This is a genomic window from Prauserella sp. PE36 (genome assembly GCF_003311655.1).
In the GTDB taxonomy this organism is placed as follows: domain Bacteria; phylum Actinomycetota; class Actinomycetes; order Mycobacteriales; family Pseudonocardiaceae; genus Prauserella_A; species Prauserella_A endophytica.
On record NZ_QEQT01000100.1, the window covers coordinates 147,476 to 170,034 of the forward strand.

Consider the following 22,559-nt stretch of genomic DNA (forward strand, 5'->3'; position numbering starts at 1 on the left):
AGGCGAGCAGAGCGAACGGCAGTGTCAGTACCGCTATGGGGACCAGTACTCCGAAACTGCGCAGCAGAAATTCCACGCGATCTGCCTCCCCCGACTTCTCGCGACTCCCAAGATCACCTTTACATCACGGGCGCGAAATCGCACGGGGAAAGCGGACGCACAATTTGGTGATTGCCTGTTCAACTACGCCAGTGGTACTGGCGCTCCGGCCTGCCCGTTCCGCCATAGCGGAGCCGCACCTCCGCGCGACCCGTCTCCACGAAATGCTCGAGATAACGGCGGGCGCTCGGCCGCGACAGTTCCGTCGCCTTCGCGCATTCGCTCGCCGACAGCCCGTCGGGGTGGTCGACGAGCGCCTGCCGCACCAGCTGCGCGGTCTGGGTGGTGAGCCCCTTCGGGAGCGCGCTCGTGCTGCGCGCGCGGGTGCCGAACACGTCGTCGACGTCCTGCTGCCCCGCGGTCGGGCGCGCGGAGAGCCGGGCGAGCTTGGCATGCAGCGAACCGACGTGGTCCAGCTGGTCTCGCAGCGCCGCGTAGGAGAACGGTTTGATGAGGTAGTGCAGCGCGCCACCGCGCATCGCGCCCCTGATGGTGTCGACGTCGCGGGCCGCCGTGATCACGATGACGTCGGTGTCCACAGTGGAGGGGTCCGCGCGCAGCTCGCGCAGCACCGTGAGGCCGTCGAGGTCGGGCAGGTAGATGTCGAGCAGTACGAGGTCGGGGGCGAGGTCGCGCACCGCGCGCAGCGCGTCGGCCCCCGTGTGGACGGCACCGACGACGGTGAAGCCCGGCGTGCGCTCGACGTAGCCACTGTGGACCTTCGCGACCATGAAGTCGTCGTCGACCACGAGCACTCGGATCATCGGGACACCTTCGCGCGCCAGCCCTCGAACGGCAAGACCGCGGTGAACACGGCGCCGCCCGCGTTGTGCACCTCCACCGAACCACCCCGCCGCCTGCACGTCTGCCGCGTCAACGCGAGCCCGAGCCCGCGCGGGCCGCCGTGCTCGGCGGCCTTGGTGGTGAAGCCGTGCGTGAAGACCTCGGTGGCGATCTCGGGCGCGACACCGGGGCCGGAGTCGCGGACCACCACCGACACCGCTGTGGCGTCGGACGTGATGCCCACCTCGACCCAGTCGTCCCCGTCCGCCCCGCGCAGCGCGTCGAGCGCGTTGTCGACGAGGTTGCCGACCACGGTCACCAGGTCGGCGGAGAGCTGCTCGTCGACCTCGCCGAGCCTGCTGTCGTCGGTGAGCCGCATGCCCACACCCTGCTCCGCCGCGAGGCTCGCCTTCGCGATCAGCAGCGCGGCCACCGCGGCGTCACCGATCCGCGCGCTGACCTGGTCGTGCCACTCGTCGTGGGCGCGGCTGACCAGGTTCACGTAGTTGCGGGCCTCGTCGTACTCGCCAAGCTCGATCAGCCCGGCGATGGTGTGCAGCCGGTTGGTGAACTCGTGGGCCTGCGCCCGCAGCGTGTCGCCAGCGCGAGAGCTGGCGGCCAGCTCCTCCCGCAGCTCGATCAGCTCGGTGCGGTCGCGCAGGGTCGCCACGGCACCCAGCTCGCGGCCGTCCCGGGAAACCGGCAGCCGGTTCATCACCAGCGCCCTGCCGGCCCGCAGCACGATCGCCTCCGTACCGCTGGCCCGGCCGGTGAGCACGTCCCGCAGGCGGTCGCCGGCGTCGAGGTCGTCGATCCGCATGCCCACGCAGTCGTCCGGGAGCGCCAGCAGTTCCCGCGCGTGGTCGTTGACCAGCGTGATCCGGTTCTGCTGGTCGAGGCCGATCACTCCCTCCTTGATGCCGTGCAGCAGTGCCTCCCGGTGCTCGACGAGTCCGGTGATCTCGCGCGGCTCCAGCCCCAGCGTCTGCCTCTTGACCCGCCAGGCGAGGAACAGCGACCCGGCGATGCCGAGCACGGTCGCGATGCCGAGCAGCACGAGCGCGTCGCTCGGCCGGTTGGCGATGCCCTCGAAGAAGCCGGGGGTGGCCTTGCCCGCGGCGACGATGCCCACCATCGAGCCGTCGTCGCCGATCACGGGCACGTGCGCGACGAGCGAGTCGCCGACGACGCCGACCCACGCGCGACCCCGAGCCACCGTGCTGTCGCCGAGCGGGAGTGTGGTGCGCAGCTGGTCGGGGTCCTGCGAGGCCAGCACGCGGCGCGCCGGATCGGCGATGCTCACGTAGTCGGCGCCGGACAGGCTGCGAGCGCTCTCGGCGAAGATCGGCAGCGGGTCGCGGTTCACCGGGTCGGCGAGGCTCACGCGCACGCCGGGCGTCGCGGCGACGTTCTCCGCGACGGACAGCAGCCTGCGGCCCTCGATGTCGGCGAAGTTGCTGTTGGACTGGATCACCGAGAACACGAGCACGCAGCCGAGCAGGGCGAACACGATCGCCAGCAGCCAGCCGAGCAGCTGCCGCGCCAGTGATCCCTTAGCGCCCATCGGACCAACTATGACACCTCGCACGGCCCCCCTTCGTGAGCAGAACGAACACAAGTACCGATAAGCCCGTAACCGAGACTTCACCTGCCCGCCGTTGCACCATGTCCTGCGATCACAGTGAGGTGGGAATGAGGAATCCGAAGACATGGCTGGCGGTGCTCGGTGCGGCGCTGCTGGTCCTGCTCGTGCCTCCGCTCGTGAGCTCCGGCGGTGACGAGGCCGGGTCGCAGATCCGCGGCCTTCGCGTCATGGTGCCGAACACGCCGGGCGGCGGCTACGACATCACCGCGCGAACCGCGGTCAAGGCGATCGAGGACAACGGCCTCAACGGCACGACCGAGGTGTTCAACCTGCCCGGTGCCGGCGGCACGGTCGGGCTCGGCAGGCTCGTCGGCGAACGTGGCAACGGCAAGCTCGCGATGTCGATGGGCCTCGGCGTGGTCGGCTCGGTCTACACGAACTCGTCGCCGTCGTCGCTCGCGGACACGACGCCGATCGCGAAACTGACCGAGGAAGCCGACATCATCGTGGTCGGCGAGGACTCGCCCTACCAGAACATCCGTCAGCTGCTCGACGCGTGGAAGGCCGACCCTGCCGCGCTGCCCGTGGGCGGCGGCTCGTCGCCCGGCGGGCCCGACCACCTGGCGCCGATGCTCACCGCGAAGGCCATCGGGCTGGCGCCGAAGGACGTCAGGTACGTGTCGTTCGACGGCGGTGGCGAGCTGATGGCCTCGGTGCTCGGCGGCAAGGTCGCCTTCGGCGTCACCGGCATCGGCGAGGCCCGCGACCAGATCGAGGCGGGAGAACTGCGCGCGCTCGCGGTCACCGGCCCAGAGCGGGTCGACGGCATCGACGCGCCGACGCTCATCGAGTCCGGTGTGGACGTGAACTTCACCAACTGGCGAGGCATCGTCGCGCCACCGGGGCTGTCGGAGTCCGATCGCGACAAGCTCATCACGATGTTCACGAAGCTGCACGGCACGCAGCAGTGGAAGGAGGCCCTGCGGCTCAACGCGTGGGACGACGCCTTCCAGACGGGCGAGGAGTTCGGTGACTTCCTGGCCTCGGAGACCGAGCGCGTCGAGTCGGTGCTGAAGGAGCTGGGGCTGGCATGAGCGTCGAGACGTCCACGGTGGAGGAGTCCACCGGCACACCGGAGCACAAGAGCTGGTGGCGTGAGCACTCCGAGCTGGGCATGTGCGCGTTCCTGCTGCTGCTGGGCGTGCTGGTGCTCACCGAAGGGCTGACCCTGCCCACCGACTTCACCACGCGCGGCCCGCTGGGGCCGCAGGCGGTGCCGGTGGCCGTCGGCTCGCTACTGGTGTTGATCTCGCTGTTGCTTGCGCGCGAGGTGCTGCGCGGCGGAAAGGGCGAGGCCGAGGGCGGCGAGGACATCGACCTGTCCACCGCCGCCGACTGGCGCACGGTGCTGATGCTGGCGGGCGCGTTCCTCGCCAACGCGGCCCTGATCGACGTGGCCGGGTTCCCGGTGTCGTCGGCGGTCATGTTCTGGGGCGCGGCCTACGCGCTGGGCAGCCGGAACTTCGTGCGCGACCCGCTGATCGCCGCCGTGCTGTCGGTGGTGACGTGGGTGGCCTTCAACGAGCTGCTCGGGGTTGCGCTGCCTGGCGGCCCGCTGATGGGGGTGTTCTGATGGACGCCGTTTCCTCGCTGCTCGACGGCTTCGGCACGGCGCTGACCCCGTCGAACCTCCTCGTCGCCGCCATCGGCGTGGTGCTCGGCACCGCGATCGGCGTGCTGCCGGGCATCGGCCCCGCCATGGCGGTGGCCCTGCTGCTGCCGGTGACCTACGGGCTCGACCCGACGGCGGCGCTGATCATGTTCGCCGGCATCTACTACGGCGGCATGTTCGGCGGCTCGACGACGTCGATCCTGCTGAACACGCCCGGTGAGACGGCGGCGGTGGTCACCGCGATGGAAGGCCACCCGATGGCCAAACGCGGCCGCGGCCCACAGGCGCTGGCCGCCGCGGCGATCGGGCACTTCATCGGCGGCATCGTCGGCACGATCCTGCTGGTGCTCCTGGCACCCGCGGTCGCGTCGCTGGCCGTCGACATCGGCGCCCCCGACTACTTCGCGATCATGGTGCTCGCGTTCGTCGCGGTGACGTCGGTGCTCGGCAAGTCGCGGCTGCGCGGGTTCGCGTCGCTGCTGGTCGGGCTCACGATCGGGCTCATCGGCCTCGACCAGCTCACCGGCCAGGCCCGGCTGACGTTCGGCTCGCTGCACCTCGCCGACGGCGTGGACGTGGTGATCGTGGCGGTCGGCCTGTTCGCGGTCGGCGAGTCGCTGTGGGTCGCCGCGCACCTGCGGCACAAGCTCGCGCAGCCCATTCCGGTCGGCAGGCCGTGGCTCGGCAGGGGCGACGTGCGGCGCACGTGGAAGCCGTGGCTGCGCGGTCCGTTCATCGGGTTCCCGTTCGGGGCGATCCCGGCCGGTGGCGCCGAGATCCCGACGTTCCTCTCCTACGTGACCGAGAAGCGGTTCTCGCGGCACAAGGACGAGTGGGGCAAGGGCGCCATCGAGGGCGTCGCGGGGCCGGAGTCGACGGCCAGCGCGTCCGCGGCGGGCACGCTCGTGACGATGCTGACCCTTGGCCTGCCCACCACCGCGGTGGCCGCGGTGATGCTCGCAGCGTTCCAGCAGTACGGCATCCAGCCGGGCCCGCTGCTGTTCGAGCGGGAGTCGGCGCTGGTGTGGGGTCTCATCGCGAGCCTGTTCGTCGGCCTGGTGCTGCTGCTGGTGATCAACCTGCCGATGGCGCCGGTGTGGGCGAAGCTGCTGCGCATCCCCAGGCCGTACCTGTACGCGGGCATCCTGTTCTTCGCCAGCGTGGGTGCGTACTCGGTGGGCAGCGAGGTGCTCGACCTGCTGCTGCTCTTCGCGATCGGAGTGCTGGGCTTCGCGATGCGGCGGTTCGGGCTGCCGGTGCTCCCGGCGATCATCGGTGTGATCCTCGGCCCGGCGGCGGAGCTGCAGATGCGGCGAGCCCTGCAGATCAGCGACGGCAACCTGTCGGGGCTGGTCAACTCCCCGATGGCGGTGACGGTCTACGTGGTGATCGCCCTGATCCTCGCGTGGCCCCTCATCCGGAAGCTGACCAAGCGCGGGCAAGAGAAAACCCCCAAGGAGAAGGTCGACGCCTGACCCCAACCGCCCCCAAGGCCACCTTTGTTGCGTTCAACGCAACAAAGGTGGCCTTGGGGGCAGTCATGTTCAGGAGGCGACTCGGAGGCATTCGGCCAGCACGCGCTGTAGGTGCAGGCCGCGGTGGACGTCGCAGTCGTGCTCGCGGACCCCGCTGGCGATCAGGGCGGCGAAGTCGTCGAGCAGGGCCGTGAACGACTCGCCCTCCTGGCCCGGCTTGCGGCGCATCGAGCGGAACCCCGCGTCGCCGTACACCGCGAACTCGGTGACGGTCGGCCGCATCGGCAGCCGCGTCGACAGCGCGACCGTGCTCGTCGCGCTCCCCTCGTGCTCCAGCAGCACGTGCCACAGGTCGGCGTCGGTCCGGTGCGCCGCGAGCACCCCGGTGATCTCGCCAAGCGCGGCGTCCATGAGGTCGAACGCGTGCGGTCCGATGTCGCCGAGCGCGCCCTCGGCCTGCCGCCACGGTGAGCCGCCGTACTTCTCGCCGAGCAGCGCGCCGGACAGCCACCGGGCGTTGCCGCCCTTCCAGCCGCCGGCCTCGGCGAGGCCCGCCAGCCACTCGCGGGTCTGCAGCGTGTAGCGCATGGTCAGCATCAGCAGCGCCACCACGCCCACCTCGGACACGGCGTCCGCGATCCGCTCGGCCGCGGAGACGTCGTGCGCGAGCGGCTTCTCCAGGATCAGGTGCTTACCCGCCTTCGCGGCGGGCACGGCGTACTCGGCCTGCACGGCGGGCGGCACGGCGAACGCGACGGCGTCCACCTCGCCGAGCAGCTCCTCGAAGCTCGCGCACGCGTAGGTGCCGTGCTCCTCGGCGAGGGCCTCGGCCACCTCCGGCCGCCGCGTCCACACCGCGCTCAGCGACGTGCCGGGATGATCGGAGATGCCGGGCGCGTGCACGGTCCGCGCCCACGGTCCTGCGCCGACGAGGCCGACCCGAAGCTGAGTTTCCACGCCCGCACTCTAGGCGTCGTGCCGGGAACGCGTTGACCGCCCACGATCTGCTCGACGGCGGCCGCCTCACTCGTAGCTGTAGAAGCCCCGGCCGGTCTTCTTGCCCAGGAGGCCGGCGTCCACCATGCGCAGCAGCAACGGCGGCGACGAGTACAGCGGCTCCTTGAACTCGGCGTACATCGAGTCCGCGATGGCCTTGATGGTGTCCAGCCCGATGAGGTCGGCCAGCCGCAGCGGACCCATCGGGTGTGCGGTGCCCTTCTCCATGCCGTGGTCGATGTCCTCGGCGGACGCGAAGCCCGACTCGAACATCCGGATCGCCGAGAGCAGATACGGCACGAGCAGCGCGTTGACGATGAAGCCCGCGCGGTCCTGCGAGCGGATCACCGTCTTGCCGAGCGCGCCCGCGACGTGCGCGTCGGCCCGCTCCGCGGTCTTGTCACCCGTGAGCAGGGACGGCACCAGCTCCACGAGCGGCAGCACCGGCACCGGGTTGAAGAAGTGGATGCCGATCACCTGCTGCGGCCGGTCCGTGGCCATGCCCAGCTTCATGATCGGGATGGAGGACGTGTTGGACGCGAGGATGGCGTCCTCGCGCTCGACGACCTTGTCCAGCGAGCGGAACACCTCGACCTTGGCCTGCTCCTGCTCGAGCACGGCCTCCACGACGAGATCGCGGTCGGCGAACGCGTCGAGGTCGGTGGTGAACGTGATCCGCGCGAGTGCGGCGTCGGCTTCCTCCGCCGCGAGCTTGCCGCTGCGGACACCACGCTGCAGCGACTTCTCGATGCGCGCCCTGCCCGCGTCGAGCGCGGGCTTGCTCACCTCGGTCACCGCCACGTCGACGCCGGCTCGCGCGTGCACCTCCGCGATGCCCGAGCCCATCAGGCCCGCTCCGACCACTCCGACGCGCTGAATGTCAGGCACCGTTGCTCCTCACGTCTGCTCGCCAGCGAAAAGGTGAGCACGCGGAACGCGAGGGTGGGTACCGGCGGACCGGCTCCCACCCTCGCGTCACGCAGTGCTTCAACGACGGTAGTCGTCGTACCCGTCGTACGGGTCCTCGTACCGCTCCTCGTCCTCACCGCGGTGGTTGTCCTCGTCAGAGGAACTGCCCGACAGCTCGCGCTGCAAAGCATCGAAATCCGTGGTGGGAACGCTGTACTTGAGCTCCCGGGCCACCTTCGTCTGCTTGGCCTTAGCTCGGCCGCGCCCCATGGCTCGACCCCCTTGCACAGGGGCGGGGCGGCCGGGGGAATCGGCGGCCCCGCGTCGTCTCGACAACTATTTCCTGAAGACACCGTACCGTGTCGACGGGGTCTCATGCGACGTGGCACGGTGTGCGAACGGTGACAGTATTGCTCCCCGCCACCAGAACGGACCAGCCGGTGCTCGCGTGCGTGCGAGGGCGTGCCAGGATTTCGGGGTGCTCCGTCCGTTCGTGGCCTATCTCCGGGTGTACGAACCGCTGTCGGCCTTCGGTGAACCCCCTGACGACCAGCTGGTGCGTGCCGCCGAGGCGGCCAAGCTGACCCGTGCCACCGCCGGCGAGCGGGAGCACCTGCTGTGGCTGAAGTCACAGATTTCAATACCGCCTCGCCTGCTCCCCGCCGAGCTCCCAGGGGGCGCTCCCGCGCCCAGCGGGAAAACCGACGTGCTCGTGCTCGACCCCGCCGACGTGCCCGCCGCCGGCAGCGCCGTGGTGGGTCCCGGCCCGCTCGTGTGCCCGCTGGAGGTGCGGGTGCGTTCGGCCGCCGCGCTGATCGGCTTCCTCGGCGAGGCGCACCCGGCGCTGCGCTCGACGGTGCTCGACGCCGCCGGCGAGTCGGCCGAGGCGGTGAGGTCCAGGGCCAACGCCGCGCTGCGCGACGTGCGCACCGGCACCATGCACGTGCTGTCGACGACCTGGACGGTGCCGCTGCCGTGGTTCTCGCTCATCGAGCCCGACGAGCGCAGGCTCGTGCTCGGCGACGGCCAGCACGACCCCAGGCGCGAGCTGTCCTGGCGCACGGCCATGACCGACGCGCTGCGCAGGGTGGCCGAGGCGGAGGAGCTGGTGCAGGACACGCTCGGCGACTCGGGCCCCACCCGGATCCTGGCCGAGACCGGGCGCTGGCTCTCGAACTTCCACCCCGCCTCGGCGGTCGAGCTCGACTACGGCGGGCTCGTCCAGCTGATCGAGGACCCGATCCTCGAGTCGGACACCTCCGCCGAGGAGGTGCACTCGATCCTGGAGGCGCTGCGCGGCGGTGCCGTCGAGGAGATCGCCGAGCTGTTCCAGACGCTGCGGGACTACTGGGGCGACCTGGCCGCGCGGGAGCGGTTCAACTAGTGCCCTCCGCCGGAGGTCTGTTGCTTAAGTCGGTGGATCCAGGTTTCCGCTGGCGAACTTCCGGCGGGGGGCACTAGCGAGGGCCTTCAGCGCCTCGTCGGTCACGCGCAGCTCACCGACCTCGCGGCCGCCGCCGAGCACCACGCCCGCGCCCTTCCCGAGGCCGTCGAGGACCGAGGTCGCGGCCGGGTTCTCCGGCACCGCCCCGAGCGCACGCAGAGCCGCGACCAGCAGCGGAGCGCGGCCCCTCGTGGCGCCGTCGGCGAGCTTGAGCGCCACCGCCGTGCCGTCGGGCAGCGCGATGGCGTGCACGCCCTCGGCGCCCACCTTCGCCAGCAGCCCCGGCACGGCGCGCATCAGCAACGTGTCGTCGCGCCCGGTACCAGCAACGAGCCACGGCCTCGCCCGCATCGCGTCGGCCACCCGCCGGCGCGGCCCGTGCTCGGCGGTCACCAGCTGGGAGAAGGCCCGCGCGAGTCCGGCCAGCGAGAACGCGAGGAGAGGCGCACCGCAGCCGTCGACCCCGGTCGCCGCGATCGGCTCGCCCGTCAGCTTCACCACCGTGTCGGCGATCGCCTGCTGCAGCTCGTGCCCCGGCTCGTGGTAACCGCTGGTCGGCCAGCCCCTGCGCACACACGTGGCCAGCATCCCGGCGTGCTTGCCCGAGCAGTTCATCGCCGCGCGCCGCCTGCCCGGCCACGCGCGGATCGCCTCGATCCGCGCGGGCTCGTACAGCGGGTAGTCGGCGGGGCAGCGCAGGTCGTCCTCGGAGAGCCCGGCGGCGGCGAGCATCGCCAGCGCCAGCTCGACGTGCCCCGGCTCGCCGTTGTGCGAGGCACAGATCAGCGCGAGCTCCTCGGCGCCGGCCTCCAGCCCGCACTCCAGCATGCCCACGGCCTGCAGCGGCTTGTTGGCCGAGCGGGGGTAGAACGGCCGCTCCACGTCACCGAGCGCGGTGCGCACCGACCCGTCCGGCCGGACGATCACCAGCGCGCCGTGGTGCACGCTCTCGACGAACCCGGAGCGGACGAGCTCGACAAGGGCCGGGTCACTCACCCTCGGACTCGTCCCTCCGCCGCTCACTCGCGAGCAGTTCGTCGACCGAGGCCGTGCCGGAGGCGTAGCGGCGGGCGATCTCGGCGTTGAAGGCGTCGACGACGGCCTGCACCTCGCGCCGCCGCTGCGACACGGACTGTTCCTGCTCGCGGAAGCTGTCCAGTGTCTGGGTGAGCTGCTCCTCCGAGAGGGAGGAGACGTCCGAGAGATCCGCGTTGCCGACCAGCGCCTCGGCCCGCCTCCGGTACTCGCCCGCCCTGGACGGTTCGAGCGACTGGTGCCTGCCCGAGCCCGTCGCGGGACCGAGGGCGTTGTCGGCGAGGATCGTGGCCAGCTGGTCGACGATGCTGGCGTCCCCGCCGGACAAGCGGCGCTGCTGCTCGGCCTTCACGATGTCGATCCTGGCGTGCAGCAGCCTGCGCAGGTAGGAGAGGTCCGTCTCCTCCTGGGCGGCCTCGTCCCGTCGTTCGCGCAGCGTGGTCAGCTGGAGCGCGTCCAGGTCACGGACGTAGTCGGCGGCTAGGACACGGTCGATGCGACGTCGCCCGCCGGGCCGGACTTCGATCACGGGGGCCATCCTGCTCTAGATCGGTCGGGCACACCAGGGAGAGAGACATGATCATCTCATCCCCGGAACTGTTGTACCGCCTCCCGCCCCGGCGCCGCACTCTCCGCGGGGACCGAGTCGGGGTCGATGGCGGCCTGCACGGCACGGTCCTCCGCGCCTGCCATGAGTTCCGCTTCTGCCGAGGTCGACCGCTTGACCAGCGCGAGCGCGATCGGGCCGAGCTCGTGGTGCTGCGCGACGGTGCCGAGGCGGCCGACCTGGCGTTCGCCGAGCAGCACGGGATCACCCGTTTCGGGATAGATCTCCGGTGATCCGTCGAGGTGCAGGAGCACCAGGTTCCTCGGCGGCCTGCCGACGTTGTGCACCTTGGACACCGTCTCCTGGCCCCGGTAGCAGCCCTTCGCGACGTGGGCCGCCGAGCCGATCCAGTTCACCTCGTGCGGGATGGTGCGCTCGTCGGTGTCGACGCCGAGGCGCGGGCGCAGCGACTCCACGCGCAGGGCTTCGAAGGCCCAGCTGCCCGCTGGCCGGGCGCCCGCGTCGGTCAGCCGCTCCCACCACGTCGCCAGCTCGGCCCGCGGCACCAGCAGGTCCACGGCGTGCCTGCCCGGCCACGGCATCCGCCGCGCGAGCCCGCCACCCGGCAGCGGCGCAACGGCGTAGGGCTGCCGGCCGAGTTCGACGTCGAGGACGCTGGGGATGTCGGGCCCCAGCAGGGTGAGCACGGCCAGGTCGCCGGTCGCGTCCTGGATGTCCACCTTGGACCAGAACTTCATCGCCTCGAGGTAGCCCAGCAGGGTCTGCTTGCCCCCCTTCGGCAGCGCGCTCGTGGCCTGCGCGCCGGGGTCGGTGTCGAGGTACACGGTGTCGCCGGTGTAGCCGAGCACCATGTGGGCGTCGACGCGGCCCTGACTGTCCAGCACGAGCGCCTCGGTGCCGGTGTCGGCGGGCAGCCCGGAGACGTGCTGCGAGATCACGAGGTGCAGCCATGACAGCCGCTCCTCGCCCGCCACCGTGATGACCTCTCGATGGGACCGGTCGACGACGGCCACGCCACGGACGGCGGTGCGTTGCTCGGCGAACGGATCCCCCCAGTGCCAGGGCACCCCGGCATCGGGGTGACCTTCGGGTGCCCCGACCGCGCCGGGCCGGGAGAGCAGCGGTGACTGGTAGGCCATACGACCGATCGTAGGTGAGTACGGTGAGGACATGCGCGTGCTCGCTTTCCTCGACGGCACTCTCGCCGACCCCGACCAGGCCCACCTCCGCGTCGACGACCTCGGCGTGTTGAGGGGCGACGGCATCTTCGAGACGATCCTCGTCACCGACGGCAAACCCCGCGAGCTGGGTCCGCACCTCGACAGGCTCGCGCGGTCCGCGGCGATGATGGATCTGCCCGAACCGGACCGCGCGGCGTGGGAGCGCGTCGTCCAGCTGGTTATCGACAACTGGTCAGGGTCCTCGGAGATCGCGCTCAAGCTGGTGCTCACACGCGGCATCGAGGGTGGCCCCTCGTCGACGCCGACGGCGTTCGCGCTGGGCATGGAGATCGACGAGAAGGTCAAGAGGGCGCGGGCCGAGGGCATCGCCGCGATCACGCTCGACCGCGGGATCGGCACCGACGTCGCCGAGCGCGCCCCGTGGCTGCTGCTCGGCGCCAAGTCGCTGTCGTACGCGATCAACATGGCCGCCGTGCGCGAGGCGGCCAGGCGCGGCGCCGCCGACGTGATCTTCACGGCGACCGACGGCTCGGTGCTGGAGGGGCCGACGTCCACGGTGATCGTTGCGCGTGGCCGCACCCTCTACACGCCGCCGCCCACGATCGGCATCCTGCCGGGCACGACGCAGGGTGACGTCTTCCGTGCGGCGGAGCGGGCTGGCTGGACGACGAAGGTGGAGCCGCTGCGGGTGGCGGAGCTGGCCTCGGCCGACGGGGTCTTCCTCGCGTCGTCGGTCCGGAAGCTCACGCGCGTGCACACCCTGGACGGCGAGGCGCTGCCCGACTCCACGGAGGTGCACGCCGAACTGGCGAGGACCTACGAGGCCCAGTACGCCTGACCCGTCTGCAGTGAAGGCCACCCTCACTGCGTTGAATCAACACAGCGGCGCGCAGCGTCTCCGTTTGGGTGATGGGGGGAGACGGGTGGGCGCAGGCATGGTGGCCTTCACTGCAAGCGGGGGCAGTAGGGGTCAGCCGACGACGCGGTGCAGCAGGGCCGAGGCGTGGGGCGTCATCGGCTGGCCGACCATGGCGCGCTCCTCGACGTAGCCGAGATCGCCGCCGGCCACGATGCCGTAGAGGCGCTGCGCCGCGGTGACCTCCTTTGCCGTCGACGTGCGCACGACGGCGTCGGTGGCCAGCTGCCAGGCGGACTGGCTCTTGGGCTTGCCGTAGAAGAGTTCCGTGATGCCGCTGGAGTGGGCCAGCAGCAGCTCGATGGTGTCGTCCTCCTGGGGACGCCACCAGCCGGTCTCGCGGGCCGCGGGGCGGATCACGTTGCCGTCCTCGTCCAGCAGCCACGAGCGGGCCTCGTGGTACAGGAACGGGCGACCGTCGTGGGCGAGGGTGAGCTGCTGCGCGAAGCGGAACGGGCCGTCGATCGTCGGGTAGTTGATCTCGCCTTCGCCCCGCCACACGCCGACGAGCGGCAGCAACGCGAGGCAGGCGTCGTTGAGGTTCGGCCCCTCGCGCAGGTTGGCCGTGTCGCCGGGAATCGGCAGGTCGTCGAGCTGGGGGATGTTGCGTTTGGCCGTCGACTCAGCGCGCTCGGCCGCGATCCTGATGGCGTCGTCGCCGCTGGACATCAGGCTTCGCGGTGGTCCGAGTACAGCCGGTAGACGACGTACCCGCCGAACCAGGTCGACGCGACGATGGCCAGCACGAGCAGCGTCGTAAACAGAATCTCCACGAGCCGAAGGATAACCCGCGCGCGCCCGTCAGCAGGAGCGCAGGGCACCCTCGGTGAGCACTGTCACCGGAAGGCCCCTAAAAGCACCCAAGGCCACCTTTGTTGCGTTGAGCGCAACAAAGGTGGCCTTGGGGAACAGTGGGGTCAGGCGACGGCGATGGCTACCTGGTGGACGCCGGGGCCTTCCGCGCTCACGGAGGCCTCGCCGTTGCCGGTGCGGTGCAGGGCACGCACGGTCCAGCTGCCCGGCGCGGCGTAGAACCGGAAGTCACCCTCCGGCGACGCCTGCACCTCGCCCGCGAACTCGCCGTCGGCGTTGAGCAGCCGCACGTAGGCGCCGCCGAGCGGACCGTCGCCGCCCGTCACCTTGCCCGCCACGACCACCTGGCCGTTCGTGTCCTCGTCAGCCGCGACAGCGGTCTGCTGAGGCGCGCCGCATCCGTCCGTCATCACTTCGCTCCCGTCTCGATCGGCACGCCGACCAGCGAGCCGTACTCCGTCCACGATCCGTCGTAGTTCTTCACGTCCTCGAGCCCGATGAGCTCGTGCAGCGCGAACCACGTGTGGCTGGACCGCTCACCGATGCGGCAGTACGCGATGGTCGGCTTCGAGGTGTCGAGGCCGGCCTCCTTGTACAGCTCGGCGAGCTCCTCGGCCGACTTGAAGGTGCCGTCCTCGTTGGCCGCCTTGGACCACGGGACGTTCACCGCGCTCGGGATGTGCCCGGCACGCTGCGCGGACTCCTGCGGCAGGTGGGCGGGCGCGAGAAGCTTGCCGGAGAACTCGTCCGGGGAGCGCACGTCCACCAGGTTCTTGGTGTTGATGGCGTCGACCACCTCGTCGCGGAAGGCCCGCAGCTTGGCGTCCTGCTCCTTGGCGGTGTAGCTCGTGCGCTCGCGCTTGGTCTCCTCGGTGGTCAGCTCGCGGCCGTCGAGCTCCCACTTCTTGCGGCCGCCGTCGAGCAGCTTGACCTTGTCGTGGCCGTAGAGCTTGAAGTACCAGTACGCGTACGCGGCGAACCAGTTGTTGTTGCCGCCGTAGAGGATCACCAGGTCGTCGTTGCCGATGCCCTTCGCCGACAGCAGGGCCTCGAAGCTGGCCTTGTCGACGAAGTCGCGCCGGACCGGGTCCTGCAGGTCGTTCTTCCAGTCGATCTTCACGGCGCCGCGGATGTGCCCGCCGTCGTAGGCGGTGGTGTCCTCGTCGACCTCGGCGAACACGACGCCGGGCGTGTCCAGATTCTCCTCTGCCCACTGGGTAGTGACCAGGACGTCTTCACGGCTCATGGGAGCGGCACTCACTTTCTTGTACTCGTGGTTGGCGAAGGATTACTCAGGACGTTTGTTCGGTACGGGGGGTGAACCGCCGGACGAGCAGGTACATCTCGCAGCCGAGGCAGAAGTCGAACGCCGCGTTGAGGAACGCGGCGAACAGCGCGAAGGCCGTCGCGACGATGCCGAGCGCGGTCACCCCGCTGGCGTACCCGATGGTGCCCACCAGCGCGAACAAGAAGCCGACGGCCTGAGCGAACCGCAGCGGGGCCGCGTCCTCCCGCTCGCTCGTCGGCTTCAGCCGCGGCGCCACCAGCACGCGGTAGAGCACCGAGTACGGCGCGAGCCGCAGCCCGGCGAACGCGCCGATGGCGAACACCACGGTCTGGGCCGCGAGCAGCGGCCACCAGCCCGTGACCAGGACGACGGCAAGTACGACCGTCGTCACGACGGCGGCGAACCGGGGGCCTCGGGGGTCTACTGCGGGGCCTGCGGACATGTCACCTCCTGTGCACAGCTGGATCGTCGAACCGGACCGAACCGCTCGACGAACACAGGCTGCTGCGGACGCGGCACAGATCGACCGTGCGGCGTTGCGTCAGGAGGTGGGTAGGCAGCCTGTCCACGGCGCTCACAGTACCTACCCTCCCTGTGAGTGGGAACCGCGTTCAACCCGTGGGACGAGGTGCGGCTCGAGCGCCGTCAGCAGCTCCTGCGCCTTCGGCACGCCGCTGACCCGCAGCAACTCCCGGCCCGACGACGTCAGCGCCAGCGTGGTGGGCGTCCGCAGCACGCCGAGGTCCCGCGCGACGTGCGGCCGGTCGGTGACGTCCAGGTCGACGTGCGTGAGCCCCTCGGTGCGTTCCGCCAAGTGGGACAGAACGGCTCGCGTGTGCCTGCACGGGGCGCAGAACGTGGTGGAGATCTGCACCAGCGTCACGGCCGTCCCCGGGACGAGCGCCTCCACGACCGGCTCCGGCAGGCCACTGGGCGCCTCGGGAGTGGTGGTGCGGATGCGCCCGTTGCGGCGGTGGAGCAGCACACCGACGACCAGCCCGGCCACGAGTGTGCCGGCCAGTACCCACAGCCCCGTCGAGCCCGTCACGTCCCAGTCCTCACTGTCCCGAGGACACCCCCGCGAACGTCACGTTCCTCGCCTCGCCGCTGATGGTGAGCGAGCCCGGATCGACTCTGATCGCCGTCGGCGTCACCGTGAACGGCAGGTCACCCGCGTTGATGTCCGCCTCGAAGTTCGGCAGCAGCGCCTGCTGCACCTCCTGCGGAACGACGGTGGTCTCCCGGTCATTCCCGAACTGGAGCCGGTGTGGCGTGATCCGGATCGTGGTGCCGTCGAGCTCGATCATGGCGAACGCGAAGATCTCCACCTCCTCGCCCGCGATCTGGACCTTGCCGGAGAGCCGCACGCCTGCGGTGGAGTCGTCCTCGTCCTCCTGCTGGGATTCGGTGGCGCCGTCGTCGCCGGAGCCGCCTGAGCCGCTCTGGGAGTCGTCGTTGCCCTCGCCGTTGCGGACGTAGGACTCGGTGGACGGGTCGATCCGCAGGTCCTGGATGTTGTTCAGCGGTGAGACCTGCGCGATGTCGCTGGCCTTGAGCGTGATCTGTCCCTCGAGGTCACCGATGTTGATGTTGTCGGTGTTGCCGGAGGTCAGGTCCGACAGCGGTGCCGTCACGTTGCGCAACTCGGCCCGGATCGCGAGGTCACGCAGCACGTCGCCAGCCGGCACGCCCTGCGCCGAGACCGTGATGTGGTCGTACTCGCCGGAAATCGCCTGCGTGGTGAACGGGAACCCGTGGATGGTCACCGAGGGGTCCTCGGTGAGGCCCAGCTGCTCGCGGGCCTTCTGCGACACGGTGTGCTCGGCGAACGCGGCGACGCCGAAGTCGGCGGCCACGAGCAGTCCCGCCAGTACGACGAGCACCACGACGAGCCGTTTCGCCCTCCGGCCTCCGCGTTTCCGGGACGGCTGGGCTCGCTCGGTCACAGCACTGCTCACAATCTGTTCCGATCTGTTGTTACACCTGGGTTTCGCACCGTGTTACACGGGCGTTTCGGGCCTGCGACCTCGTGTGATGCCGATTTCACGAGTAGCGACACCGTAGTTATCACCCGCTATTCTCATCGAAGACCTGCCCGAGTGGTTCTCGAGGCGATCAAACATTATGAGGCGGTGGCGATGAGCCTGGATCTTCTTGTACTCACTGCGGAATCCGATGCCACCTCGGTGCTGCCCGCTCTCGATCTTCTCCCGCACACCGTACGCGTCCGCGCTCCCGAGGTCACCGCGCTCCTGGACGCCGGACACCGCGACGTGATCCTGCTCGACGCGCGCAGCGACCTGGCGTCGGCGAAGAGCCTGTGCCGCTTGCTCAAGGGCGCCGGTGACGAGGACGCCGTGACCCCGGTGATCGCTGTGGTCGGGGAGGGCGGCCTCGTCGCGCTGAGCGCGGAGTGGCGCACCGACGACATCCTCCTGCCGACGGCGGGCCCGGCCGAGGTGGACGCCCGGCTGCGGCTGGCCACCACCAAGGACGGCGCCACCACGCAGGTCGACGCCGAGCTGCGGGTCGGCGATCTCGTGATCGACGAGGCGACATACACCGCGCGTCTGCGCAAGCGCACGCTGGAGCTCACCTACAAGGAGTTCGAGCTGCTCAAGTACCTCGCCCAGCACGCGGGCCGGGTGTTCACCCGCGCCCAGCTGCTGCAGGAGGTGTGGGGTTACGACTTCTTCGGCGGCACCCGCACTGTCGACGTGCACGTCCGGCGGCTTCGCGCGAAGCTCGGCCCCGAGCACGAGCAGATGATCGGCACCGTCCGCAACGTCGGCTACAAGTTCGAGCGGCCCGCCAAGGGCACCGGCCCGGTGAAGGGCGGCATCCCGGTGGTGCCGGAGTCCTTCGAGGTGACGGAGTTCTCCAACCGCTGAAGTAGCGTGGACCCATGCAGAACGTGGCCTGGGTGAACGAACTCGACAGCGCGCGTACCTCTGCGGTGCGCGCGCTGTTGCTTGCGGCGCGGGAATCGGACGGACGCCCCGAGATCGAGCCGGAAGGGCCGCTGCCAGGCGACTTCACCGGAGGCCGCTACCTGGTGGCCCATGACGGCGACGAGCTCGTGGGCGTGGTGCACCTGAACACGGCGGGCGACGCCTTCGGCAGGCTCGTCGCCGAGCTGGTGGTCCACCCCGCGCACCGCGGCAGGGGCCACGGTGCCGCGCTCGTGCGCGAACTCGCCGCCGAGGTACCGGAGAAGCTGCGCGTGTGGGCGCACGGCGACCACCCCGCCGCCGCCAGGCTCGCCGAGCGCTTCGGCTTCGAACGAGCCCGTGAGCTGCTGGTCATGCACGTGAACGTCGAGGGAGCCGACTGGCCGGAGCCCAAGCCCGCCGAGGGCGTCTCGCTGCGCACGTTCGTGCCGGGGCGGGACGAGGAGGCGATGGTCGCGGTCAACGCGCGCGCCTTCGACTGGCACCCCGAGCAGGGCACGTTCAGCGTCGAGGACCTGCGGGCCGCCGAGAACGAGAGCTGGTTCGACCCCGAGGGCTTCTTCCTCGCCGAGAACGCCGACGGTCAGGTCGTCGGCTTCCACTGGACCAAGGTGCACCCCGCCAACCCCGAGCGGTTTGGGGGGCAGCCCGTCGGCGAGGTGTACGTCGTCGGTGTCGACCCCGGAGCGCAGGGCGGCGGGCTCGGCAAGGCGCTCACCCTCGCGGGCTTGCGCTACCTGCGCGAACGCGGCCTCGGCCAGGTGATCCTCTACGTCGAGGGTGACAACGCGCCCGCCATCGCGGTGTACGAGCGGCTCGGTTTCGTGCGTCACGAGGTGGACGTCCAGTACGCGCGTACGTGATACGTTTTCGCGGCCAGTCGTACTCACGAACCACGTGAGTCAGGAAATCCGGTGCGAATCCGGAACTGACGCGCAGCGGTGAGGGCGACGGGCGGGACACGTTGCCACTGGACCAGGTCCGGGAAGGCGTTCCGTCCGGATGACCCCGAGTCCGAAGACCTGCTGGCACCCGGCTTTCGGCCGGGAGTCGCTGTCCGCTCGGGCTCCGCGCATGGGCCCTCGACGCAAGGGAACGTCGGTGCCGCGTACCTCCCGCTTCCTCACCCTGTCCCTCTGCCTGGTGCTGGCCGGATGTGGCGGCACCGCCGCCACGCAGGACCGGGAGGCTGCGCCCGGCTATCCGCGCACGGTCGACAACTGTGGTGTGCGGACGGTCGTGGACGAACCGCCCGAGCGCGTCGTCTCGCTGAACCAGGGCACCACCGAGATCCTGCTGTCGCTGGGGCTGGCCGACCGTCTGGTGGGCACCGCGACCTGGACCGACCCGTTGCCGGCCGACCTCGTCGAGGCCAACGAGGGTGTGCCGAGGCTGGCCGACAACATGCCGTCCTTCGAGGCCGTGCTGGCGGCCGAGCCCGACTTCGTCACCGCGTCCTTCGTCTCAACGCTCGGCACCGGCGGCGTCGCCACGCGGGAGCAGTTCGCCGAGCTCGGGGTGCCCAGCTACCTGTCGCCGTCCGACTGCCTCAAGGACAACAGCGGTGCCGGCGACGGCCGCCGCGACCAGCCGCTGACGATGGAGACGATCTATGCCGAGGTCCGCGACCTCGCGAAGCTGTTCGCCGTCGAGGAGCGTGGCGAGCGGCTCGTCGCGAACCTGCGGGACCGCATCGAACGTGCCACGAACGGGCTCGACGCCTCGGGCGTGACCCTGCTCTACTGGTTCGCCAACTCCGAGGCGCCGTACCTGGCCGGCTGCTGCGGCGCACCCGGCGTCATGACCCGGGCCGTCGGCGCGGAGAACGTCTTCGCTGACACCCACGAAGAATGGCCGCAGATCAACTGGGAGACGGTGGCCGAGCGCGACCCAGGCGTGTTCGTGATCGGCGACCTCACGCGCAGGTCGCAGACCGCGGAGACCGCCGCGAAGAAGATCGAGTTCCTGGAGTCCCATCCGGTGACCCGCAACCTCACCGCGGTGCGCGAGAAGCGCTACGTCCTGCTCAGCGGACAGGCGATGAACCCCACGATCCGCACGGTGGCCGGGATCGAGGAGCTCGCGGCCAAGCTGCGTGAGTTCGGGCTCACCGGGTGAGCGTCGAGCCGCTGACCCGGCGCTCGCGGCTGCCGCTGGTGCTGCTCGGCGGAGCCGCCGCACTGGTGGCCTCGATCGCGGTCGCGATCACCATCGGGCCCGCGAACATCCGGGTCGGTGACGTCTGGGCATCGGTCGGCGCGCGGCTCGGCTTCGGTGAGTCGGGACTGTCGGTGATCCGTGACGGCATCGTGTGGAACCTGCGGCTGCCAAGGACGCTGCTGGCCGCCGTGTGCGGCGCGGGGCTCGCCGTCTGCGGTGCGATCATGCAGTCGCTGCTGCGCAACCCGCTGGCGGACCCGTTCGTGCTCGGGGTGTCCTCCGGGGCTTCGACCGGCGCGGTGCTGGTGGTGGTGCTCGGCGCGGGCGGCGGTGTGCTGTCGCTGTCGGGCGGGGCGTTCCTCGGCGCGGTGGTCTCGTTCGCGTTCGTGCTGTTGCTGAGCCACACGCTCGGCGGCACCACCGACCGCGTGGTGCTCTCCGGCGTCGCCGTGATGCAGCTCTTCTCGGCGCTGACGTCGTTCGTCGTGCTCACCTCGGCCGACGCGGAGACCACGCGCGGGGTGCTGTTCTGGCTGCTCGGCTCGCTGAGCAACGCGGGCTGGGCCGAGGTGGGCACGTGCCTCGCGGTGCTCGTCGCGACGCTGCTGGTGTGCGGCGGGTACGCCCGCTCGCTGGACGCCTTCGCGTTCGGGGAGGACGCCGCGGCCACTCTCGGCGTCGCCGTGGCGCGCACGCGGCTGATCCTGCTGTGCGCGACGGCACTGCTCACGGCCGTGCTGGTCAGCTCGGCCGGGGCGATCGGCTTCGTCGGGCTCGTGTTGCCGCACGCGGCCCGCGCCCTGGCCGGGCCGAGCCACGCGCGGCTGCTGCCGGTGACCGCGCTGGCCGGTGCCGTGTTCCTGGTGTGGGTCGACACCCTCGCCAGGACGGTGCTCGACCCGCAGGAGGTGCCCGTCGGCGTGGTGACCGCGCTGATCGGAGTGCCCGCCTTCGTGCTGATCCTCTACCGCGCGCGAGGTGCCCGATGACCGTTCGCGACGGCCTGAGCGCCGACCGGGTCTCCCGCACGCTCGGCGGCAGGCTCGTGCTCGACGGCGTGAGCCTCGCACCCGAAGCCGGGGCCACGGTGGGCCTGCTCGGGCCCAACGGCTCGGGCAAGTCGACGTTGCTGCGCCTGCTCGCGGGCGTGCTCGCGCCGACGGCGGGCGTGGTGACGCTGGACGGCGACCCGCTCGACGACGTCGGCCGCCGCGCGCTGGCCCGCCGCATCGCCGTGGTGGAGCAGCACACCGACACGCAGGTGCCGCTGACCGTGCTCGACGTGGTCCGTCTCGGCCGGATCCCGCACCGGAAGACGTGGCTGCCAGCCTCGGCCGAGGACGACGAGGCCGTGCGCGACGCGCTCGAGCACGCGGGGCTCACCGACAAGGTCGACAGGCGGTGGCAGACGCTGTCCGGCGGCGAACGCCAGCGCGTGCAGATCGCCCGCGCGCTCGCCCAGCGGCCCCGGGAGCTGCTGCTCGACGAGCCGACCAACCACCTCGACATCCAGCACCAGTTCGACCTGCTGAACCTGCTGGTCGGACTGCCCGTCACCACCGTGGTGGCGCTGCACGACCTGAACCTGGCCGCGATGTACTGCGACCAGCTCGTGGTGCTCGACCAGGGCAGGGTGGTGGCGGGAGGAAGCCCGGAGGACGTGCTCACCGAGGAGCTCATCGAACGGGTCTACGGCGTGCGGGCCGCGGTCACAAAGGAACCAGAGGGGCACCCGCACGTCCGGTTCGTGCGCGCCCCGGCGGCTTCCCGCCCCGGCGCCACCGTGCAGTGAAGGCCACCTTCACTGCGCCCACCCGTCTCCCGCCACCACCCAAACGGAGACGCTGCGCGCCGCTGCGTTTGATTCCACGCAGGGAAGGTGGCCTTCACTGCAGTCGGCTGCTAACCGAAGCGGCCTGAGATGTAGTCCTCGGTGGCCTTCTTGCTCGGTGTGGAGAAGATCTTGGTGGTCTCGTCGATCTCCACCAGCTCACCGGGCTTGCCCACGCCCTGCAGGTTGAAGAACCCGGTCATGTCGCTGACGCGGGCGGCCTGCTGCATGTTGTGGGTGACGATGACGATCGTGTACTTCTCCTTCAGCTCCAGCATCAGGTCCTCGATGGCCTGCGTGGAGATCGGGTCGAGCGCCGAGCACGGCTCGTCCATCAGCAGCACGTCCGGCTGCACGGCGATGGCCCTGGCGATGCAGAGCCGCTGCTGCTGCCCACCGGAGAGGCCCGAACCGGGCTTGCCGAGCCGGTCCTTGACCTCTTCCCAGAGGTTGGCCGACCGCAGCGCGCGCTCCACGACGTCGTCCATCTCGGACCTGCGCATGCGCTTGTTGTTGAGCTTCAGGCCGGCCGCCACGTTGTCGTAGATCGACATGGTGGGGAACGGGTTGGGCCGCTGGAACACCATCCCGATCTGCCTGCGGACGTTGACCGGGTCAACGCCGGGACCGTAGAGGTCGTCGTCGTCCATGAAGATCTTGCCGTCGACCCTGGCGTTGGGCACGAGCTCGTGCATCCGGTTCAAGGTGCGCAGGAACGTCGACTTGCCGCAGCCGGAAGGCCCGATCAACGCGGTGACCGACCGTGGCTGGATCGTCATCGACACGCCCTGCACGGCGAGGAACTTGTCGTAGTAGATGTCGAGGTCCTTGACCTCGATGCGCTTTGCCACAG

At 70.5% G+C, this 22,559-nt stretch carries 25 protein-coding genes and 1 riboswitch; of the genes, 10 read left to right on the top strand and 15 right to left on the bottom strand.

Going from position 1 to position 22,559, the window contains the following annotated elements; genetic code table 11:
* Window positions 1-179: 179 nt before the first annotated feature.
* Complete coding sequence (locus tag DI005_RS31740) at window positions 180-863, bottom strand: response regulator (protein ID WP_113644551.1); 684 nt, start codon at window positions 861-863, stop codon at window positions 180-182.
* A complete protein-coding gene (locus tag DI005_RS31745) occupies window positions 860-2,446 on the bottom strand; it encodes a sensor histidine kinase (protein WP_113644552.1) in 1,587 nt (528 codons plus the stop codon). Before DI005_RS31745 ends, DI005_RS31740 begins: the two co-directional genes overlap by 4 nt.
* 128 nt (window positions 2,447-2,574) lie before the next feature.
* Here DI005_RS31745 and DI005_RS31750 point away from each other — a divergent pair, with 128 nt between their 5' ends.
* Genes DI005_RS31750 through DI005_RS31760 form a run of 3 tightly spaced genes read left to right on the top strand, consistent with a single transcriptional unit; the run spans window position 2,575 to window position 5,614 of the window.
* Window positions 2,575-3,561 carry a tripartite tricarboxylate transporter substrate binding protein gene (locus DI005_RS31750; protein ID WP_112265370.1) on the top strand — a complete coding sequence of 329 codons (987 nt, stop codon included), beginning with the start codon at window positions 2,575-2,577 and terminating at the stop codon, window positions 3,559-3,561.
* Entirely contained in the window at window positions 3,558-4,100 is a 543-nt protein-coding gene (locus DI005_RS31755) for a tripartite tricarboxylate transporter TctB family protein (RefSeq protein ID WP_112265368.1), read from the top strand. The genes DI005_RS31750 and DI005_RS31755 overlap by 4 nt, the downstream gene beginning before the upstream one ends.
* Window positions 4,100-5,614 carry a tripartite tricarboxylate transporter permease gene (locus DI005_RS31760; RefSeq protein WP_113644553.1) on the top strand — a complete coding sequence of 505 codons (1,515 nt, stop codon included), beginning with the start codon at window positions 4,100-4,102 and terminating at the stop codon, window positions 5,612-5,614. Before DI005_RS31755 ends, DI005_RS31760 begins: the two co-directional genes overlap by 1 nt.
* A 69-nt stretch (window positions 5,615-5,683) precedes the next feature.
* Here DI005_RS31760 and DI005_RS31765 read toward each other — a convergent pair whose 3' ends face one another.
* The 3 genes from DI005_RS31765 to DI005_RS31775 all read right to left on the bottom strand — a co-directional run bounded on the left by DI005_RS31765 (window position 5,684) and on the right by DI005_RS31775 (window position 7,789).
* On the bottom strand, window positions 5,684-6,571 hold the full coding sequence (locus DI005_RS31765) for a Gfo/Idh/MocA family protein (protein ID WP_112265364.1): 888 nt from the start codon (window positions 6,569-6,571) through the stop codon (window positions 5,684-5,686).
* A gap of 66 nt (window positions 6,572-6,637) precedes the next feature.
* Window positions 6,638-7,498, bottom strand: a complete 861-nt coding sequence (locus tag DI005_RS31770; RefSeq protein ID WP_113644554.1) for a 3-hydroxybutyryl-CoA dehydrogenase — start codon at window positions 7,496-7,498, stop codon at window positions 6,638-6,640.
* Window positions 7,499-7,597: 99 nt separating this feature from the next.
* Entirely contained in the window at window positions 7,598-7,789 is a 192-nt protein-coding gene (locus DI005_RS31775) for a DUF3073 domain-containing protein (RefSeq protein ID WP_110334016.1), read from the bottom strand.
* Window positions 7,790-7,997: 208 nt separating this feature from the next.
* Between DI005_RS31775 and DI005_RS31780 the strand changes: the two genes are divergently transcribed.
* The gene (locus DI005_RS31780) at window positions 7,998-8,903 is read left to right on the top strand and encodes a hypothetical protein (RefSeq protein WP_112265360.1); all 906 of its coding nucleotides are present in this window, start codon (window positions 7,998-8,000) and stop codon (window positions 8,901-8,903) included.
* Between the two features lie 24 nt (window positions 8,904-8,927).
* On the opposite strand, the gene DI005_RS31785 is transcribed toward DI005_RS31780, so the two are convergent.
* From DI005_RS31785 to DI005_RS31795, 3 genes are read right to left on the bottom strand one after another with little or no spacing between them, the layout of a single operon-like run.
* On the bottom strand, window positions 8,928-9,959 hold the full coding sequence (locus tag DI005_RS31785; RefSeq protein ID WP_113644555.1) for an asparaginase: 1,032 nt from the start codon (window positions 9,957-9,959) through the stop codon (window positions 8,928-8,930).
* Window positions 9,952-10,527 (bottom strand): aerial mycelium formation protein, encoded by a 576-nt coding sequence (locus DI005_RS31790; protein ID WP_112265356.1) that lies wholly within the window; start codon window positions 10,525-10,527, stop codon window positions 9,952-9,954. The genes DI005_RS31785 and DI005_RS31790 overlap by 8 nt, the downstream gene beginning before the upstream one ends.
* A 56-nt stretch (window positions 10,528-10,583) precedes the next feature.
* The gene (locus DI005_RS31795; protein ID WP_113644556.1) at window positions 10,584-11,705 is read right to left on the bottom strand and encodes a folate-binding protein YgfZ; all 1,122 of its coding nucleotides are present in this window, start codon (window positions 11,703-11,705) and stop codon (window positions 10,584-10,586) included.
* 31 nt (window positions 11,706-11,736) lie between these two features.
* Between DI005_RS31795 and DI005_RS31800 the strand changes: the two genes are divergently transcribed.
* Complete coding sequence (locus DI005_RS31800; protein WP_113644557.1) at window positions 11,737-12,585, top strand: aminodeoxychorismate lyase; 849 nt, start codon at window positions 11,737-11,739, stop codon at window positions 12,583-12,585.
* A 132-nt stretch (window positions 12,586-12,717) separates the two neighbouring features.
* On the opposite strand, the gene DI005_RS31805 is transcribed toward DI005_RS31800, so the two are convergent.
* From DI005_RS31805 to DI005_RS31830, 6 genes are all read right to left on the bottom strand, one after another.
* Entirely contained in the window at window positions 12,718-13,332 is a 615-nt protein-coding gene (locus DI005_RS31805; protein ID WP_113644558.1) for an FABP family protein, read from the bottom strand.
* A 248-nt stretch (window positions 13,333-13,580) separates the two neighbouring features.
* Window positions 13,581-13,886 carry a DUF1416 domain-containing protein gene (locus tag DI005_RS31810; protein WP_110334009.1) on the bottom strand — a complete coding sequence of 102 codons (306 nt, stop codon included), beginning with the start codon at window positions 13,884-13,886 and terminating at the stop codon, window positions 13,581-13,583.
* Window positions 13,886-14,722: a sulfurtransferase gene (locus DI005_RS31815; protein WP_113644559.1), complete on the bottom strand. Its 837-nt coding sequence runs from the start codon at window positions 14,720-14,722 to the stop codon at window positions 13,886-13,888. Before DI005_RS31815 ends, DI005_RS31810 begins: the two co-directional genes overlap by 1 nt.
* Before the next feature lie 46 nt (window positions 14,723-14,768).
* Window positions 14,769-15,206, bottom strand: coding sequence for a DUF4395 domain-containing protein (locus DI005_RS31820; protein WP_112265346.1), 438 nt, complete (start codon window positions 15,204-15,206; stop codon window positions 14,769-14,771).
* 141 nt (window positions 15,207-15,347) lie between these two features.
* On the bottom strand, window positions 15,348-15,812 hold the full coding sequence (locus DI005_RS31825) for a thioredoxin family protein (protein ID WP_233520387.1): 465 nt from the start codon (window positions 15,810-15,812) through the stop codon (window positions 15,348-15,350).
* Window positions 15,813-15,822: 10 nt separating this feature from the next.
* Window positions 15,823-16,710 carry a DUF2993 domain-containing protein gene (locus tag DI005_RS31830; protein ID WP_112265344.1) on the bottom strand — a complete coding sequence of 296 codons (888 nt, stop codon included), beginning with the start codon at window positions 16,708-16,710 and terminating at the stop codon, window positions 15,823-15,825.
* 192 nt (window positions 16,711-16,902) lie between these two features.
* Between DI005_RS31830 and DI005_RS31835 the strand changes: the two genes are divergently transcribed.
* The 5 genes from DI005_RS31835 (at window position 16,903) to DI005_RS31855 (ending at window position 21,667) form a co-directional block, all read left to right on the top strand.
* Entirely contained in the window at window positions 16,903-17,655 is a 753-nt protein-coding gene (locus tag DI005_RS31835) for a response regulator transcription factor (RefSeq protein WP_112266665.1), read from the top strand.
* Between the two features lie 14 nt (window positions 17,656-17,669).
* Window positions 17,670-18,578, top strand: coding sequence for a mycothiol synthase (mshD, locus tag DI005_RS31840; RefSeq protein ID WP_113644560.1), 909 nt, complete (start codon window positions 17,670-17,672; stop codon window positions 18,576-18,578).
* Window positions 18,576-18,760: riboswitch (cobalamin riboswitch) on the top strand. (Overlaps the previous gene by 3 nt.)
* Before the next feature lie 56 nt (window positions 18,761-18,816).
* A complete protein-coding gene (locus DI005_RS31845) occupies window positions 18,817-19,833 on the top strand; it encodes an ABC transporter substrate-binding protein (protein WP_233520388.1) in 1,017 nt (338 codons plus the stop codon).
* Complete coding sequence (locus DI005_RS31850; protein ID WP_170200486.1) at window positions 19,830-20,864, top strand: iron chelate uptake ABC transporter family permease subunit; 1,035 nt, start codon at window positions 19,830-19,832, stop codon at window positions 20,862-20,864. Before DI005_RS31845 ends, DI005_RS31850 begins: the two co-directional genes overlap by 4 nt.
* Complete coding sequence (locus DI005_RS31855) at window positions 20,861-21,667, top strand: ABC transporter ATP-binding protein (protein ID WP_112265339.1); 807 nt, start codon at window positions 20,861-20,863, stop codon at window positions 21,665-21,667. Before DI005_RS31850 ends, DI005_RS31855 begins: the two co-directional genes overlap by 4 nt.
* A gap of 110 nt (window positions 21,668-21,777) precedes the next feature.
* Here the strand turns inward: DI005_RS31855 and pstB are convergent, their stop codons facing one another.
* Window positions 21,778-22,557 carry a phosphate ABC transporter ATP-binding protein PstB gene (gene pstB, locus DI005_RS31860; protein ID WP_110334002.1) on the bottom strand — a complete coding sequence of 260 codons (780 nt, stop codon included), beginning with the start codon at window positions 22,555-22,557 and terminating at the stop codon, window positions 21,778-21,780.
* Between the last annotated feature and the right edge of the window lie 2 nt (window positions 22,558-22,559).

Bases quoted from the DNA above. Each gene is read 5' to 3' on its own strand.
- DI005_RS31740 (WP_113644551.1), bottom strand. From the start codon at position 863: ATGATCCGAGTGCTCGTGGTCGACGACGACTTCATGGTCGCGAAGGTC.
- DI005_RS31745 (WP_113644552.1), bottom strand. From the start codon at position 2,446: ATGGGCGCTAAGGGATCACTGGCGCGGCAGCTGCTCGGCTGGCTGCTG.
- DI005_RS31750 (WP_112265370.1), top strand. From the start codon at position 2,575: ATGAGGAATCCGAAGACATGGCTGGCGGTGCTCGGTGCGGCGCTGCTG.
- DI005_RS31755 (WP_112265368.1), top strand. From the start codon at position 3,558: ATGAGCGTCGAGACGTCCACGGTGGAGGAGTCCACCGGCACACCGGAG.
- DI005_RS31760 (WP_113644553.1), top strand. From the start codon at position 4,100: ATGGACGCCGTTTCCTCGCTGCTCGACGGCTTCGGCACGGCGCTGACC.
- DI005_RS31775 (WP_110334016.1), bottom strand. From the start codon at position 7,789: ATGGGGCGCGGCCGAGCTAAGGCCAAGCAGACGAAGGTGGCCCGGGAG.
- DI005_RS31795 (WP_113644556.1), bottom strand. From the start codon at position 11,705: ATGGCCTACCAGTCACCGCTGCTCTCCCGGCCCGGCGCGGTCGGGGCA.
- DI005_RS31800 (WP_113644557.1), top strand. From the start codon at position 11,737: ATGCGCGTGCTCGCTTTCCTCGACGGCACTCTCGCCGACCCCGACCAG.
- DI005_RS31805 (WP_113644558.1), bottom strand. From the start codon at position 13,332: ATGTCCAGCGGCGACGACGCCATCAGGATCGCGGCCGAGCGCGCTGAG.
- DI005_RS31810 (WP_110334009.1), bottom strand. From the start codon at position 13,886: ATGACGGACGGATGCGGCGCGCCTCAGCAGACCGCTGTCGCGGCTGAC.
- DI005_RS31815 (WP_113644559.1), bottom strand. From the start codon at position 14,722: ATGAGCCGTGAAGACGTCCTGGTCACTACCCAGTGGGCAGAGGAGAAT.
- DI005_RS31820 (WP_112265346.1), bottom strand. From the start codon at position 15,206: ATGTCCGCAGGCCCCGCAGTAGACCCCCGAGGCCCCCGGTTCGCCGCC.
- DI005_RS31835 (WP_112266665.1), top strand. From the start codon at position 16,903: ATGAGCCTGGATCTTCTTGTACTCACTGCGGAATCCGATGCCACCTCG.
- mshD (WP_113644560.1), top strand. From the start codon at position 17,670: ATGCAGAACGTGGCCTGGGTGAACGAACTCGACAGCGCGCGTACCTCT.
- DI005_RS31855 (WP_112265339.1), top strand. From the start codon at position 20,861: ATGACCGTTCGCGACGGCCTGAGCGCCGACCGGGTCTCCCGCACGCTC.